Annotated in this window: 14 protein-coding genes; 5 read left to right on the top strand and 9 right to left on the bottom strand. The window is 63.8% G+C overall.

Annotated features, from left to right (window positions below; genetic code table 11):
• Positions 1-5 precede the first annotated feature (5 nt).
• From queA to lpdA, 4 genes are all read left to right on the top strand, one after another.
• Positions 6-1,067 (top strand): tRNA preQ1(34) S-adenosylmethionine ribosyltransferase-isomerase QueA, encoded by a 1,062-nt coding sequence (gene queA / locus BMI85_RS01175; protein ID WP_078599227.1) that lies wholly within the window; start codon positions 6-8, stop codon positions 1,065-1,067.
• An 88-nt stretch (positions 1,068-1,155) separates the two neighbouring features.
• A complete protein-coding gene (locus BMI85_RS01170) occupies positions 1,156-2,463 on the top strand; it encodes an MFS transporter (protein WP_078599226.1) in 1,308 nt (435 codons plus the stop codon).
• An 87-nt stretch (positions 2,464-2,550) separates the two neighbouring features.
• A complete protein-coding gene (locus tag BMI85_RS01165) occupies positions 2,551-3,135 on the top strand; it encodes a DUF924 family protein (protein ID WP_078546791.1) in 585 nt (194 codons plus the stop codon).
• Between the two features lie 36 nt (positions 3,136-3,171).
• Positions 3,172-4,566, top strand: coding sequence for a dihydrolipoyl dehydrogenase (lpdA, locus tag BMI85_RS01160; RefSeq protein WP_078599225.1), 1,395 nt, complete (start codon positions 3,172-3,174; stop codon positions 4,564-4,566).
• A 219-nt stretch (positions 4,567-4,785) separates the two neighbouring features.
• Here the strand turns inward: lpdA and htpX are convergent, their stop codons facing one another.
• Positions 4,786-5,727: a zinc metalloprotease HtpX gene (htpX, locus tag BMI85_RS01155; RefSeq protein WP_078599846.1), complete on the bottom strand. Its 942-nt coding sequence runs from the start codon at positions 5,725-5,727 to the stop codon at positions 4,786-4,788.
• Positions 5,728-5,858: 131 nt separating this feature from the next.
• A complete protein-coding gene (locus BMI85_RS01150) occupies positions 5,859-6,227 on the bottom strand; it encodes a rhodanese-like domain-containing protein (RefSeq protein ID WP_078546795.1) in 369 nt (122 codons plus the stop codon).
• Positions 6,228-6,515: 288 nt separating this feature from the next.
• Between BMI85_RS01150 and uvrA the strand changes: the two genes are divergently transcribed.
• On the top strand, positions 6,516-9,377 hold the full coding sequence (uvrA, locus tag BMI85_RS01145) for an excinuclease ABC subunit UvrA (protein WP_078599224.1): 2,862 nt from the start codon (positions 6,516-6,518) through the stop codon (positions 9,375-9,377).
• 36 nt (positions 9,378-9,413) lie between these two features.
• Here uvrA and BMI85_RS01140 read toward each other — a convergent pair whose 3' ends face one another.
• The 7 genes from BMI85_RS01140 to BMI85_RS01110 all read right to left on the bottom strand — a co-directional run bounded on the left by BMI85_RS01140 (position 9,414) and on the right by BMI85_RS01110 (position 14,545).
• Complete coding sequence (locus BMI85_RS01140; protein ID WP_078519308.1) at positions 9,414-9,854, bottom strand: hypothetical protein; 441 nt, start codon at positions 9,852-9,854, stop codon at positions 9,414-9,416.
• Between the two features lie 140 nt (positions 9,855-9,994).
• Positions 9,995-10,342, bottom strand: coding sequence for a hypothetical protein (locus tag BMI85_RS01135; RefSeq protein ID WP_078539422.1), 348 nt, complete (start codon positions 10,340-10,342; stop codon positions 9,995-9,997).
• 244 nt (positions 10,343-10,586) lie between these two features.
• The gene (locus tag BMI85_RS01130; protein ID WP_078519306.1) at positions 10,587-11,012 is read right to left on the bottom strand and encodes a hypothetical protein; all 426 of its coding nucleotides are present in this window, start codon (positions 11,010-11,012) and stop codon (positions 10,587-10,589) included.
• Positions 11,013-11,188: 176 nt separating this feature from the next.
• On the bottom strand, positions 11,189-11,386 hold the full coding sequence (locus BMI85_RS01125) for a DUF2892 domain-containing protein (protein ID WP_078599223.1): 198 nt from the start codon (positions 11,384-11,386) through the stop codon (positions 11,189-11,191).
• A gap of 101 nt (positions 11,387-11,487) precedes the next feature.
• Entirely contained in the window at positions 11,488-12,360 is an 873-nt protein-coding gene (gene mmsB / locus BMI85_RS01120; RefSeq protein ID WP_078599222.1) for a 3-hydroxyisobutyrate dehydrogenase, read from the bottom strand.
• Positions 12,357-13,403: an enoyl-CoA hydratase/isomerase family protein gene (locus BMI85_RS01115; protein WP_078599221.1), complete on the bottom strand. Its 1,047-nt coding sequence runs from the start codon at positions 13,401-13,403 to the stop codon at positions 12,357-12,359. The genes mmsB and BMI85_RS01115 overlap by 4 nt, the downstream gene beginning before the upstream one ends.
• The gene (locus BMI85_RS01110; protein ID WP_078599220.1) at positions 13,400-14,545 is read right to left on the bottom strand and encodes an acyl-CoA dehydrogenase family protein; all 1,146 of its coding nucleotides are present in this window, start codon (positions 14,543-14,545) and stop codon (positions 13,400-13,402) included. Before BMI85_RS01110 ends, BMI85_RS01115 begins: the two co-directional genes overlap by 4 nt.
• Between the last annotated feature and the right edge of the window lie 25 nt (positions 14,546-14,570).

Below are 14,570 nucleotides of genomic sequence, written 5' to 3'. Positions count from 1 at the left end.
TGACGATGAAGCTAGACGATTTCGATTTCGAGCTCCCCGAGGGGCTGATTGCGACGCGGCCCGCGCGCCCGCGCGATGCGGCGCGGCTGCTGCTGGCCGAGGGCGATGCGATCCATGACCGCCATGTGCGCGATCTGATCGACATCTTCCGCCCCGGCGACCGGCTGGTGCTCAACAACACCAAGGTGATCCCGGCGCGGCTGGCAGGCACCCGGACCCGGCAAAGCGCGCAGGGCGAGGTGGTCGCGAAGGTCGAGGTGACGCTTCTGGAACCCGCACCGGGCGGCGAATGGTCGGCGCTGGCCAAGCCTTTGCGCAAGGTGAAGGAGGGCGAGGAGATCGTCTTCTCCGACGCGCTCTCGGCCAGGGTCGAGGCTATCGAGAACGGCCAGCTGCGGCTCAGCTTCAATCTGTCGGGCGAGGATTTCGACGCGGCGCTGGCCGAGGCGGGCGCGATGCCGCTGCCGCCCTATATCGCGGCGCTGCGTGCCCCCGATGAAGAGGACAAGCGCGATTACCAGACCGTCTTCGCGCGCCATTCCGGCGCGGTCGCGGCTCCGACCGCCAGCCTGCATTTCACCCGCGAGCTGCTGGAGGCGTTGGCCGCCAAGGGCGTGGAGTTCACCGAAGTCACGCTCCATGTCGGCGCGGGCACCTTCCTGCCTGTGAAGGTCGAGGACGTCACCACCCACAAGATGCATGCCGAATGGGGCGAGGTGAGCGAACAGGCGGCGGCCGAGATCAACGCGACGAAACAGGCGGGCGGCCGCGTCATCCCCGTCGGCACCACCGCGCTGCGCCTGATCGAGAGCGCGGCGCGCGCCGAGGGCGGCGCAAAGGGCCATATCGTGCCTTTCCGCGACGCCACCGACATCTTCATCTATCCCGGCTTCGAGTTCCGCATCACCGACGCGCTGATGACGAATTTCCACCTGCCGAAATCGACCCTGCTGATGCTGGTCTCGGCATTGATGGGCCAAGATCGTATACGCGAAATTTACGATCATGCGGTTAAGACGGGCTATCGTTTCTTCTCTTACGGCGATGCGTCGCTTCTAATTCCGTAGAGTCGCTTTCAGGGCTTGGAAATGTCTTCGCCGCGGACTAGATGCCGCGACACGACGCAATCCAAATCAGTCCCCGGGAGTCCAAGACATGTTGTTAGTGCTGCGCCAGACATGGCCGCTATTGCTGGGCATCATGCTCTTGATGGTCGGCAACGGGATGCAGGGCACGCTGCTTGGTATCCGCGGCAAGATCGAGGGTATCGACACTTTCTACATGTCGCTCGTCATGTCGGCCTATTTCGCGGGCTTCCTGTTCGGGTCGCGCATGGTGCCGGAGATGATCGCGCGCGTCGGTCACGTGCGGGTCTTCGCGGCGCTCGGTTCGCTGATCTCGGCGATCCTCGTCCTTTATGCCGCCTTCCCGAACTGGCCCTCCTGGGTGGCGCTGCGCGTGCTGATCGGCTTCTCTTTCTCGGGCGTGTATATCACGGCGGAAAGCTGGCTGAACGCGGGCTCGACCAACGAGACGCGCGGGCAGGCGCTGTCGCTCTACATGATCATGCAGATGTTCGGCATCGTCACGGCGCAGGCGCTGCTGAACGTGGGTGATCCGGCGGGCTATCTCCTCTTCGTGATCCCCTCGGTGCTGGTGTCGCTGTCCTTCACGCCGATCCTGCTCGCGGCCTCGCCCGCACCCAGCTTCGAGACGATCCAGCGAATGACCTTCAGGCGGCTCTGGGAGGCCTCACCGCTGGGCATGGTGGGGATTTTCCTGCTGGGCGGCATCATCTCGGCGATGTTCGGCATGGCTTCAGTCTGGGGCACCGCCGAAGGGCTCAACGTGAAGCAGATTTCGGCCTTCGTGGCGGCGATCTATGTGGGCGGCCTCTTCCTGCAATATCCGATTGGCTGGGCTTCGGATCGGATGGACCGGCGCCGCGTGATCATGGGCGCGGCGCTTGTAGGTGCGGTAGTGACCTTCGCGATCTTCGCGACGAACCCGCCCTTCTGGGTGCTGCTGATCGGGGCTGCGCTGATCGGCGGTGTGGCCAACCCGCTCTATTCGCTGCTGATCGCCTACACGAACGACTATCTCGATTATTCCGATATGGCGTCCGCTTCGGCGGGGCTGATGTTCATCAACGGGCTTGGTGCGGTGGCGGGGCCGCTGGTGACCGGTTGGCTCATGAGCGTCATGGGACCGGGCGGCTTCTTCCTCTATATCGGGGTGCTCTGTGCCGGGATCGCGGGCTATGCCGCGTGGCGGATGACGCGCCGCGAAGCGCCTTCGGCGGACGAGACCGGCTCCTACACGCTGCTCTCGCCGACGGCGACGGCGGTCGCGGTCGAGGCCCGTCTCGAAGTCGCTCAGGAAGAAGCGGAAGCCGAAGCGGAAGCCGAGGCCGAGGCGGAAGAGCCGTCCGAGGCCGACAAGCGCACCGAGACCACCGGCTGACGCAAGCCCCCTTTGCCTGCCCCTGCGCTTGCCCTACCATGATCTGAAGATCAGGCGGGGCAGGCACGGCAGGGGAGGGCCGTCACCATGGATCGCATCAACGAGATTATACGCTTCTGGCGTATCGAGGTCGGCGAGAAATACTGGTATCAGTCGAGCGAGCAGATCGACGCCGCGATCCGGCGTCGCTATGCGCCGCTCTGGCAGGTGGGCGCGCAAGGTGCGCTGAGCGAATGGGAGCGTAACGCGGAGGGCGCGCTGGCGCTTTTGCTGCTGCTCGACCAGTTCCCGCGCAACATGTTCCGCGAAGACCCGCGCGCCTTCCAGACCGACCCGATGGCGCGCCGCCATGCCGATCGCGCGATCGCCGAAGGGTTCGACCTGAAGATCGGCCCGCCGCTGCAGCAATTCTTCTACCTGCCTTTCATGCATTCCGAGGAGCTATCCGATCAGGATCGCGCCGTGTCGCTATTCGCCGAGCGATGGCGCTCGGAAGACAACCTGCGCCATGCGCGCGCGCATCGTTCAGTGATCGAACGGTTCGGGCGCTTCCCTTGGCGCAATTCCGCGCTAGATCGCGAAACGACGCCCGAGGAACAGGCATTTATGGAACAGGGCGGCTACCGCAAAGCGCTTGCGGATGCGGATGAGTTGAAGCTGTCCGTAAAATAGTTTAATGCCAAACCAGTTTCTGACCGGAGGGAAGACATGGCATCGAAAAGCTACGACATGATTGTGATCGGGGCAGGGCCGGGGGGCTATGTCAGCGCCATCCGGGGCGCACAGTTGGGCCTTAAGGTCGCGATCGTGGAGCGCGAGCATCTGGGCGGCATCTGCCTGAACTGGGGCTGTATCCCCACGAAAGCGCTCTTGCGCTCGGCCGAGGTGTTCCACCTGATGGAGCGCGCGAAGGATTTCGGTCTCAGCGCCGAGAAGTTCGGCTATGACCTCGACGCGGTGGTGAAGCGCTCGCGCGGGGTGGCAAAGCAGCTCGCTTCCGGCGTCGGCCATCTGCTGAAGAAGAACAAGGTCGATGTCGTGATGGGCGCGGCGAAGCTTGCCGGCAAGGGCAAGGTTTCGGTGAAAACCGACAAGGGTAGCGAGGAACTGACCGCCAAGAATATCGTGCTGGCCACCGGCGCGCGGGCGCGCAACCTGCCGGGGCTCGAGGCCGACGGCAAGCGCGTCTGGTCCTACAAGCATGCGCTCAACCCGCCGCATGAGCCGAAGAAGCTGCTGGTCATCGGCTCCGGCGCGATCGGCATCGAATTCGCCAGCTTCTTCAACACGCTGGGCGCCGAGACGACGGTCGTCGAGGTGATGGATCGTGTGCTGCCTGTCGAAGACGAGGAAATCTCGAAATTCGCCAAGAAGCAGTTCGAGAAGCAGGGCATGACGATCCGCGAGAAGACCACGGTGACCAAGCTCGACCGCAAGGCTGACAAGGTCATCGCGACGCTCGATAAGGGCGGCAAGACCGAGACGCTGGAAGTCGACACCGTGATCTCTGCGGTCGGCATCGTCGGCAATGTCGAGGATCTGGGCCTTGAAGAGGCGGGCGTTAAAGTCGACCGCACTCATGTCGTGACCGATGAATACTGCCGCACCGGCGTCGACGGGCTCTATGCCATCGGCGATATCGCGGGCGCACCGTGGCTGGCGCACAAGGCGAGCCATGAGGGCGTGATGGTCGCCGAGCTGATCGCGGGCAAGCACGCCCATCCGGTCAAGCCGGGCTCGATCGCGGGCTGCACCTATTGCCAGCCGCAGGTCGCCTCGGTCGGCATGACCGAAGCAAAGGCGAAAAAGGCGGGCTACGACATCAAGGTCGGCCGCTTCCCCTTCATCGGCAACGGCAAGGCAATTGCCTTGGGCGAGAGCGAAGGTCTGGTGAAGACCGTGTTCGACGCGAAGACCGGCGAATTGCTGGGCGCGCATATGGTCGGCGCGGAAGTGACCGAGCTGATCCAGGGCTATGTCGTGGGGCGTCAGCTCGAGACCACCGAGGAAGACCTGATGAACACCGTCTTCCCGCACCCGACCCTGTCGGAGATGATGCACGAGTCGGTGCTCGACGCTTACGGGCGCGCGATCCACTTCTGATCGGATGTGCCGAGGAATGCGAAAGGCCGGGGGTGACCCCGGCCTTTTTCGTTGCGCGGTAAGGGGCGCGCCCGAGCCTCGGGTGGGCGCTGCGCGTCGCCTGTGGCCGGGCGGTTTATCCCGCAAGCCCGCAAGTCGGATGTGCCTGCGCTGACATCGTCAATGCGCCCTCCCGGGGGGAGGGTCGGGCGCGGCCCGGGGCTGGTCGCCCCGTGCTGGTCATGACCAAGGCCCGTCTTTTCCCTTCCGCCGCACTTTCGGCATCGACCGCGCGCCGCTCCAAACGCCCGCCTCGGGGGCAGGGGCCGCACGTTCCCGCCGCGCACCACCGCCGCCCGCCATCTGCCGCAGCGCGGCCACGCGGTTCTCGGTCGAGGGGTGGGTGGCAAACAGGTTATCCGCGCCATGCCCGCTCAGCGGGTTGATGATGAACATATGCGCGGTCGCGGGATTGCGCTCGGCGGCGACATTCTCGACCCGGCGCGCGCCCGCCTCGATCCGCTGCAGCGCCGACGCCAGCCAGAGCGGATTGCCGCAGATCGCAGCACCTTCCTTGTCGGCCGCATATTCGCGGGTGCGCGAGATTGCCATCTGCACCAGCGCTGCCGCCATCGGGGCGAGGAACATCATCGCCAGCGTCCCCATGATCCCCATCCGCTCGCGCGAGCCGCCGAAGAACAGCGCGAAATTCGCCAGCATCGAGATCGCACCGGCAAAGCTTGCCGTCACCGTCATGATCGCGGTGTCGCGGTGCTTGATATGGGCCAGCTCGTGGGCGATCACGCCGGACAGCTCCTCGCGCGACAGGCTCTGCATCAGCCCGGCGGTCACCGCCACGGCGGCATTCTCGGGGTTGCGGCCGGTGGCGAACGCGTTGGGCTGCGGGGTGTCGATCAGGTAGACGGCGGGCATCGGCAGATCGGCATTCTTCGCCAGCTGGCCCACCAGCGCGTTCAGACCCGCGCGGTCGCCCGGCGCCACCAGATGCGCGTTATGCATCCGCAGCACCATCTTGTCCGAATTCCACCACGAATAGACATTCATCCCGGCGGCGAAGATCAGCGCGATCACCATGCCGGTCGCGCCCCCCATCAGGTAGCCCAACCCCATGAACAGCGCCGTCATCGCTGCCATCAGCATCGCAGTCTTGGCATATCCCATCGTGATCATCTCCACGCGAAAACACTCGGTCTCGATATAGGCACGCGCCGCGCCCGCGCAATTCCGCGGGGCGCGCAAAACAAAAGGGGCCCCGGCGGGACCCCTTCAAAATCATGCGATGCAGCGCGCGATCAGCGTTCGATCTCGCCGCCGCCTGCGTGCCAGTCGCCCAGACCGCCGATGTTGTAGACATGCTCGTAGCCAAGCTGGGCGAGCATCTGCGCCGCACCGGCCGAGCGCGCGCCCGAGGCGCAATACAGAGCGACCGGCTTCGACGTGTCCAGCTTGGGATGTTTCTCGGGGCTCGACGGATCGGCCTTCATGCGGATCGTCGCGAGCGGGATATGCAGCGCGCCCTTGGCCTTGCCCGAGCTTTTGACTTCCATGCCCTCGCGCACGTCGACGACGGTCAGTTCGCCGGCTTTCGCCTTGGCCACGGCGTCTTTCGCCGAGATTTTCTCCACGCGGCCACCGCCGGACGGACGAAGGAAGTTCAGCATCTCAATACCTCTTGCGTTCGCTGGACCCGAAAGATCCGTTTCCCGCCTCATGTGGCAAATGCCGGGAGGCTTTCAAGAGTATTAGCGCGGAACGGAGGGAAAATACATTCAAGAAATGGAATTTAAGGCCGATCTGCCACGATTTTGATCGTGCTGCGAGGCGGGCGGGCGGCGCGCGGATTGCGGCCCGCATGCGCGCAGTGCAGAAAGTTCACATTTCGTTCGCAGATTTGGATTGGAGACTCGCGCGGAAACACCTATCTAGGGCTGGTGATAAAGGGGGCGTGGATGGCTGAACTGAAGTTCATCGAAGTGCGCGGCGCGCGCGAGCACAATCTCAAGGGCGTGGATGTCGATATTCCGCGCGACCAGTTCGTGGTGATCACGGGGCTTTCGGGCTCCGGGAAATCCTCGCTGGCGTTCGATACGATCTATGCCGAAGGGCAGCGCCGCTATGTCGAAAGTCTGAGCGCCTATGCGCGCCAGTTCCTCGACATGATGGGCAAACCCGATGTCGATCACATCTCGGGCCTGTCGCCCGCGATCTCCATCGAGCAGAAGACCACGTCGAAGAACCCGCGCTCCACCGTCGGCACCGTGACCGAAATCTACGACTACCTGCGTCTGCTCTACGCCCGCGCGGGCACGCCCTATTCGCCTGCCACCGGTGAGCCGATCGAGGCGCAGCAGGTGCAGGACATGGTCGATATCGTGATGCAGATGGAGGAGGGCACGCGCGGCTATCTGCTCGCCCCCATCGTGCGCGACCGCAAAGGCGAATATCGCAAGGAATTCATCGAGCTGCGCAAGCAGGGCTTCCAGCGCGTGAAGGTCAATGGCGAATTCTACGAGCTGGAAGAACCGCCGACGCTCGACAAGAAATTCCGCCACAACATCGATGTGGTCGTGGACCGTGTCGTCGTGCGCGAGGGGATGGAGACGCGGCTGGCGGACAGCTTCCGCACCGCGCTCGACCTTGCTGACGGCATCGCGATCTTCGAGAGCGCCCCGCGCGAAGGCGAGGGCGATCCCGAACGCACGACATTTTCGGAAAACTTCGCCTGTCCGGTCTCGGGCTTCACTATTCCCGAGATCGAGCCGCGCCTGTTCTCGTTCAACGCGCCGTTCGGGGCCTGTCCGGTCTGTGACGGTCTCGGCGTCGAGCTGTTCTTCGACGAGCGCCTGATGGTGCCCGATGTGACGCTCTCGGTGCAGGGCGGGGCGCTGGCGCCGTGGGCGCGGACGAAATCGCCCTATTACACCCAGACGATCGAGGCGCTGTCGAAACATTACGGGTTCGATCCGAAGAAGCCGTGGAAGGACCTGCCGGAAAACGTGCAGGAGCTGTTCCTGCGCGGCTCGGGCGATCAGGAGATCAAGTTCCGCTTCGACGAGGGCGGGCGCGTCTATGAGGTCAGTCGCACCTTCGAGGGGATCATCCCCAATATGGAGCGCCGCTACCGCGAGACCGACTCCGCCTGGTCGCGCGAAGAGATGGAGCGGTATCAGAACAACCGCCCCTGCCACGCCTGCGGCGGCTATCGACTGCGGCCCGAAGCGCTGGCCGTGAAGATCGGCGGCAAACATGTGGGGCATGTGGTCGAGATGTCGATCAAGGAGGCCCATGACTGGGTCGCCACCGTGCCGGGCAGCTTGTCGAACCAGAAGAACGAGATCGCGACGGCGATCCTCAAGGAAATCCGCGAACGCCTCGGTTTCCTCGTGAACGTGGGCCTCGATTATCTGACGATGAGCCGCGCGGCAGGGACGCTTTCGGGCGGCGAGAGCCAGCGGATCCGACTGGCGTCGCAGATCGGCTCGGGGCTGACGGGCGTGCTCTATGTGCTCGACGAGCCCTCGATCGGCCTGCACCAGCGCGACAATGACCGGCTGCTGCAAACGCTGAAAAACCTGCGCGATCAGGGAAATACCGTGATCGTGGTCGAGCATGACGAGGATGCGATCCGCCATGCCGATTACGTCTTCGATATCGGCCCCGGCGCGGGCGTCCATGGCGGTCAGGTCATCGCGCGCGGCACGCCCGACGAGATCGCCGCCGATGCGGCCTCGCTGACGGGGCAATATCTGTCCGGCAAGCGCGAGATCGCGGTGCCGACGGAACGGCGCAAGGGCAACAAGAAGAAGCTCAAGGTGGTTGGCGCGACCGGCAACAACCTCAAGAACGTCACGGCCGAGTTCCCGCTGGGCAAGTTCGTCTGCGTCACCGGCGTCTCGGGCGGGGGCAAGTCTACGCTCACTATCGAGACGCTGTTCAAAACTGCCTCGATGCGGCTCAACGGCGCGCGTCAGACGCCCGCGCCCTGCGACACGATCAAGGGGCTGGAGCACCTCGATAAGGTCATCGATATCGACCAGCGCCCGATCGGGCGCACGCCGCGCTCGAACCCGGCGACCTATACCGGGGCCTTCACTCCGATCCGCGACTGGTTCGCCGGTCTGCCGGAGGCGAAGGCGCGCGGCTACAAGCCGGGGCGCTTCTCCTTCAACGTGAAGGGCGGGCGCTGCGAGGCCTGTCAGGGCGATGGCGTGATCAAGATCGAGATGCACTTCCTGCCCGACGTCTATGTCGAATGTGAGACCTGCAAGGGCAAGCGCTACAACCGCGAGACGCTGGAGATCCAGTACAAGGGCAAGTCCATCGCGGATGTGCTCGACATGACGGTCGAGGATGCGCAGGAGTTCTTCAAGGCGGTGCCTTCGATCCGCGAGAAGATGGACGCGCTGATGGAGGTGGGCCTTGGCTATATCAAGGTCGGCCAGCAGGCGACGACCCTTTCGGGCGGCGAGGCTCAGCGGGTGAAGCTGTCCAAGGAACTGTCGAAACGCGCCACAGGTCGCACTTTGTACATTCTGGACGAGCCGACGACCGGTCTGCACTTCGAAGATGTTCGAAAACTGCTAGAGGTGCTCCACAGTCTCGTGGAGCAGGGGAACACTGTCGTGGTGATCGAGCACAATCTCGACGTCATCAAGACCGCCGACCATATCATCGATATCGGTCCCGAGGGCGGCGATGGCGGCGGTGAGATCGTGGCGGTCGGTACCCCCGAGCAGGTGGCCGAAAACCCGCGCAGCCATACCGGCCATTACCTCGCGCAGATGCTGGGAGTGAAGGTCGCGGCGGAGTGATCCGCCGCGCCGATGACTTTGACCGTAACCGCGGGCTCAGCGCTGCGCGGTGCGCCCGATGACTTCCATGACCTTGTGGTCTTCCGCGCCCACTTTGTAGATCACGCCGCGTACTCTGTAGTAGCGCCAGGCGCCCGTCACGATCGGCAGGTCGTAGCGGCGCAGGTTCAGGATCATCGAGTGCTGATAGACCGGGAAGTCGTCGCCGACGCTGAACTCGGGCTCCATCTGGCCTTGCAGTACCCAGCGCGCCGTTCCGTTGGTCGTGGCGACCTTGCAGAACGTGTCCCCCGTCGTGAGCGTCTTGCACTCCGGCGCGGCTTTTGCAGCGGTCTTGGTCTCGGCTGTGGCATTGCCCATGTCGATCTTGCCGCCACGCATCACTTGGACCCCTTGCGCCGATCCTTCGGCGGAGGCGAGGGCGGGCAGGGCGCAGAACAGCGCGATCAGGGCGAGCGGGCGTGTCACGATCCTCATCACGAAAGCCTAGCCACGCAGATGCCATCGGGCAATGAAATTGAGAATCGACGCATGTTTCTGTCCTCCAAGCTTTTGAGGACAAGAAAAAACGGGCGGAGTGGTTCCGCCCGTTCGTAACTTTCCGTCTGGACTGTGGCTCAGAAGCCGACGACGTCCGAAGCTTTGCCGATCTGGGCGATCACTTCGCCGTTCTCGGGGCTGACTTCGTAGATGTAGCCAAACGAGCGCCAGTAGGTCGCGTCAGCCTTCAGGCCGAATGCGTCGGGCTGACGGAGGCGAACGTGGTTCTCGGTGATCTGCTGGCCAACTTGCCACAGAAGGTTGTTACGAACCGAGGGCTTTTCAGCATTTGCCTGGTTTGCGACCGAGACGCTCGAAGCGAGTTTCGAACCTGCGGCGCTCATCGGACCATCTGCGAGAGCTGCCATCGGGGTAAGGGCTGCACCGATCACCGCGATCAGCGCGATACGGGGAAGATAAGTCATGCGCGTTTCCTTTCGTCTTGGCGGACCAAATGCCGCATTGCGGCGAAAAGGTCCATTGCAGATTCCGCATTACCGCTATGCACGCGTTTGTGTGCGATTGTGTGCCGGTGGTTTTGCTAGGGCGCTGAAAATGCTTAAATAAATTCTAATGGTGGTTTCAGAAAATATGAAAGACCCGCGCAAACACGCGCGGGTCTTCACTTTTCGTAACGTCATTTTGAACGCCGTTTCTGCGTTTGCGCGGTCAGTTCCCGAGGATCGAGCGCGCGAGACCGATCAATGCGAGCACTTCGCCGGTCTGACGGTCGACCTGATAGACGTATCCGTTCGAACGCCAGTAGGTCCGATTGTCGTTTAACCCGTAGCGATTCGGGTCGCGGATCAGGACGTAGTCACCAATGATCCGGTCGCCGCGACGCCAGCGGTGGTCGGCGTCTCGCCATGCGTCATCGCGCTCGTCGTCATGGCGATAGCTCTTCTTGGCGAGGCCCGGCGGGCGACAGCCATTGTTCTTCTTGGCCAGCCCCGGCGGGCAGCCCTTGTAATTGCGCTCCGCGTGGCCGCGGTCGTTCTTCCACTTGCCGTGGCCATGCCCGTCGGCAAGGGCCGCACCGGGCAGAAGGCTCGCCCCGAGGGCGGCGGCGAGGGTAAGCTGGGTCAGGCGTTTCATGTGACCTCTCCTTTCCATAAGCGCCTCAGGCGCGTCTCGGGATATAAATGACCATACCTGCCGGGCCGTTCCATTGCGGAATCGAAACATACCTTCTCACAAGCAAGACCCCGCCGAAGACACACGGTCCTTCGGCGGGGTCCGGCTCGCCCGAGGGCGAGCTTAGGTCGTAGGGGTCACTTCTGGCAGGTATTGACGCCCAGCATCGAATAAAGCGGGCAGGTGCCCAGCAACCCGGTCGCAAGCGGGATCAACCCGATCCAGTACAGCCAGTGATAGGGGCCGGGCGGGGTGACGAAGAAGCCGATGATCAGGGCCAGCCCGACCACGATGCGCAGAGTGCGGTCGATGCCGCCGACATTGTTCTTGAACATGCAAAGCCCTTTCGGTGGCGCAGTTTCCTTTGATCTTGATACTGTTACGCAAGCTCAAGCGGCAAGGATTAACTGCGGGAGGCGCGGTGACGCGCCCCCGCTCAGCTGCGCGAGCGCTTCTCGAAACGCGGCAGCATGGCCGAGAAATCGCGCCCCTTGCCGCCTTCGGCTTCGACGAAAGCCGCGTAGAGCGCGGAGGCGAGCTTGCCCATCGGCGTGTCGGCATCGGCGCTCTCGGCGGCCTGCTGGCTCAGCCGCAGGTCCTTGAGCATCAGTTCGGCCGCGAAGCCCGGCTTGTAGTCGTTGTCGGCAGGCGATTGCGGCCCGACGCCCGGCGCGGGGCAATAGGTGTTCATCGACCAGCTCTGACCCGAGGAGGTCGAGACCACGTCGAACATCTTCTCGCGGTCGAGGCCCAGCTTGTCGGCCAGCGCGAAAGCTTCGCAGGTCGCGATCATCGTCACGCCGAGGATCATGTTGTTGCAGATCTTCGCCGCCTGACCGGCGCCCGCTTCACCGCAATGCACGGCCTTCTGGCCCATCACGTCGAAGAGGGGCTTCACGATCTCGAAGCTTTTCGCGTCGCCGCCCACCATGAAGGTCAGCGTGCCGTTGGTCGCGCCGCCCACGCCACCGGAGACCGGCGCGTCGAGCGCGCCGAGGCCCCGCTCCGCCGCCATCGCCGCGACCGCTTTCGCGCTATCCACGTCGACGGTCGAGCAATCGCACAACACCGCATCTTCCTGCATCGCCGGGATCACTTCCTTGGCGACGTCGCGCAGGATCTGGCCGTTGGGCAGCATGGTGATGACGACCTCGGCCTCCTGCGCGGCCGCCGCTGCGGTCGTCGCCTGACCCACGCCCTCGGGCGGCGGGGCGGTGAGGTCGAAGCCGATCACTTTGTGACCCGCGGCGACCAGATTGGCCGCCATCGGCCCACCCATGTTTCCAAGCCCGATAAATGCGATTTTCATGGTGTCTCCTCCCAGATGGCCCATTCGGGGCCGAGCGGCTCCAGCATCTGCGCGACCGCCTCTTCCGGCAGCGCATCCAGAGCGTATTTCCATTGCGGATTGCGATCCTTGTCGATGATCTGCGCCCGCACGCCCTCGAGAAAATCACCTAGCTCCGCCGCACGCCAGGTAAAGCGGAACTCATGGGTGAGGGCGGCGCGGATGGTGTTCTCGGCGCGGGTCATTCGGATCAGGCGCAGCGTCGCTTCCATCGAGAGCGCGGAGTTGCGCAGCACCGTCTTGTAGGTCTTCTCGGCGAACTCGCTGCCCGAGGTCTCGAGCTTGGCGATGATCGCGCTGAGGCTCTCGGCCCAGAAGATGCGGTCGATCTCGGGGCGCAGGGCCTCCAGCTTGCCGGGTTCGGGCGAGGTGCGCGGATGGGGCAGGATGTCGATATTGCCGGTCTCGATAAGCCGGGTCTTCAGATCGTCCCAATCGGCCTCGGGCACGAACATATCGGCGAACCCCGCGTACAGCGCGTCTGTCGCGTTCATCCGCGCCCCGGTCAGGCCGAGATATTCGCCCACATGGCCCGGCGCGCGCGCCAGCAACAGCGTGCCGCCCACGTCGGGGATCAGCCCGATGCCGCTTTCGGGCATCGCCACTTGCGTGCTTTCGCCCACGATTCGGTGGCTGGCATGGCCGCCAACGCCGACGCCCCCGCCCATGACAAAGCCCTGCATGAAGGCGACGATGGGTTTGGGATATTCCGCGATCTTGGCGTTCATCCGGTATTCGTCGCGCCAGAAATCGCGTCCCGGCGCATAGTCGCCCGCGATCCCGGCCCGGTAGACGGCGGCGATGTCGCCGCCCGAGCAGAAGGCGCGATCGCCCACCGCGTCGATCACGACAAGATCGACCTCCGGGTCGTCGCGCCACGCGTCGAGCGCCGCCTCGATCGCCATGGCCATCTCGTGATCGAGCGCATTGAGCGCCTTGGGTCGATTGAAGGTCAGCCGTCCGGCGCGACCTTCTTTTCGTGCGATCATCGTTTCTTCGGTCATCCACGCTCCGCCAGCATCGCGCGGCTGACGATCAGCCGCATGATTTCATTCGTGCCTTCAAGGATCTGGTGCACGCGCAGGTCGCGTACGAGCTTCTCGATCCCGTAATCGGCAAGATAGCCGTAACCACCATGCAATTGCAGGCATTGGTTTGCCACATCGAATGAGGCATCCGTCACATAGAGTTTAGCCATGGCGCAGAACTTCGTGGCATCATGGGTCTTGTTGTCGAGCTTCCACGCCGCGTGACGCAGGAAGGTGCGCGCGGATTCCAGTTTCACCTCCATCTCGGCGAGGCGGAATTGCAGCGCCTGGAACTGGTCGAGCGATTTGCCGAAGGCCTTGCGCTCGCCCATATAGGCCAGCGTCTTGGTCAGCGCGGCCTGCGCGCCGCCCAAAGCCGAGGCCGCGATGTTGAGACGCCCGCCATCGAGGCCTGCCATGGCATAACTGAAACCTTTGCCCTCTTCGCCCAGCAGATTCTCCGCCGGAATGTGGCAATCGTCGAATTGCACCTGCGCGGTCGGCTGGGCTTTCCAGCCCATCTTGCGCTCCAGACCGCCGAAACTGAGACCCTTTGCGCCGTCCTCGACGACCACGGTGGAGATGCCCTTCGGCCCCGGATCGCCGGTGCGGACCATCGTCACATAGACATCCGAATAGCCGCCGCCCGAGATGAACGCCTTGGTGCCGTTGAGCACCCAGCCTTCGTTCGAACGCTCGGCCTTGGTCCGCAATGCCGCCGCGTCCGAGCCCGAGCCCGGCTCGGTCAGGCAGTAGGAGAAGACTTTCTTCATGCTGACCAGATCGGGCAGCCAGCGCGTCTTGTCCTCGTCCGAGCCGAACTTGTCGATCATGCCACCGCACATGTTGTGGATCGACAGGAAAGACCCAACGGCGGGGCAGGACATCGCCAGCGCCTCGAAGACGAGCGTGGCATCGAGGCGCGACAGGCCAGATCCGCCGTAGTCTTCGGAGACGTAGATGCCGCCCAGACCCAGCTCGGCCACTTTCGGCCAGAGCTCTTTCGGGATCGTGCCAGCCTCTTCCCACGCCTCGGCATGGGGGGCGATCTCGTCTTGCCCGAAGGCGTAAGCCATATCGAAAATGGCCTGCTGTTCCTCGCTGAGCGCGTAATCCATGAAACTCCTCCCCGAGCTCACTTTC

Source organism: Thioclava sp. DLFJ4-1 (genome assembly GCF_002020145.1).
GTDB classification, from domain to species: domain Bacteria; phylum Pseudomonadota; class Alphaproteobacteria; order Rhodobacterales; family Rhodobacteraceae; genus Thioclava; species Thioclava sediminum.
This window is presented reverse-complemented; position numbering and strand designations above follow the sequence as displayed.

What these genes read in the sequence shown, in the direction of transcription:
- queA (WP_078599227.1), top strand. Translation starts at nt 6, where the DNA reads ATGAAGCTAGACGATTTCGATTTCGAGCTCCCCGAGGGGCTGATTGCG.
- BMI85_RS01170 (WP_078599226.1), top strand. Translation starts at nt 1,156, where the DNA reads ATGTTGTTAGTGCTGCGCCAGACATGGCCGCTATTGCTGGGCATCATG.
- BMI85_RS01165 (WP_078546791.1), top strand. Translation starts at nt 2,551, where the DNA reads ATGGATCGCATCAACGAGATTATACGCTTCTGGCGTATCGAGGTCGGC.
- lpdA (WP_078599225.1), top strand. Translation starts at nt 3,172, where the DNA reads ATGGCATCGAAAAGCTACGACATGATTGTGATCGGGGCAGGGCCGGGG.
- htpX (WP_078599846.1), bottom strand. Translation starts at nt 5,727, where the DNA reads ATGGGATATGCCAAGACTGCGATGCTGATGGCAGCGATGACGGCGCTG.
- BMI85_RS01150 (WP_078546795.1), bottom strand. Translation starts at nt 6,227, where the DNA reads ATGCTGAACTTCCTTCGTCCGTCCGGCGGTGGCCGCGTGGAGAAAATC.
- uvrA (WP_078599224.1), top strand. Translation starts at nt 6,516, where the DNA reads ATGGCTGAACTGAAGTTCATCGAAGTGCGCGGCGCGCGCGAGCACAAT.
- BMI85_RS01140 (WP_078519308.1), bottom strand. Translation starts at nt 9,854, where the DNA reads ATGAGGATCGTGACACGCCCGCTCGCCCTGATCGCGCTGTTCTGCGCC.
- BMI85_RS01135 (WP_078539422.1), bottom strand. Translation starts at nt 10,342, where the DNA reads ATGACTTATCTTCCCCGTATCGCGCTGATCGCGGTGATCGGTGCAGCC.
- BMI85_RS01130 (WP_078519306.1), bottom strand. Translation starts at nt 11,012, where the DNA reads ATGAAACGCCTGACCCAGCTTACCCTCGCCGCCGCCCTCGGGGCGAGC.
- BMI85_RS01125 (WP_078599223.1), bottom strand. Translation starts at nt 11,386, where the DNA reads ATGTTCAAGAACAATGTCGGCGGCATCGACCGCACTCTGCGCATCGTG.
- mmsB (WP_078599222.1), bottom strand. Translation starts at nt 12,360, where the DNA reads ATGAAAATCGCATTTATCGGGCTTGGAAACATGGGTGGGCCGATGGCG.
- BMI85_RS01115 (WP_078599221.1), bottom strand. Translation starts at nt 13,403, where the DNA reads ATGACCGAAGAAACGATGATCGCACGAAAAGAAGGTCGCGCCGGACGG.
- BMI85_RS01110 (WP_078599220.1), bottom strand. Translation starts at nt 14,545, where the DNA reads ATGGATTACGCGCTCAGCGAGGAACAGCAGGCCATTTTCGATATGGCT.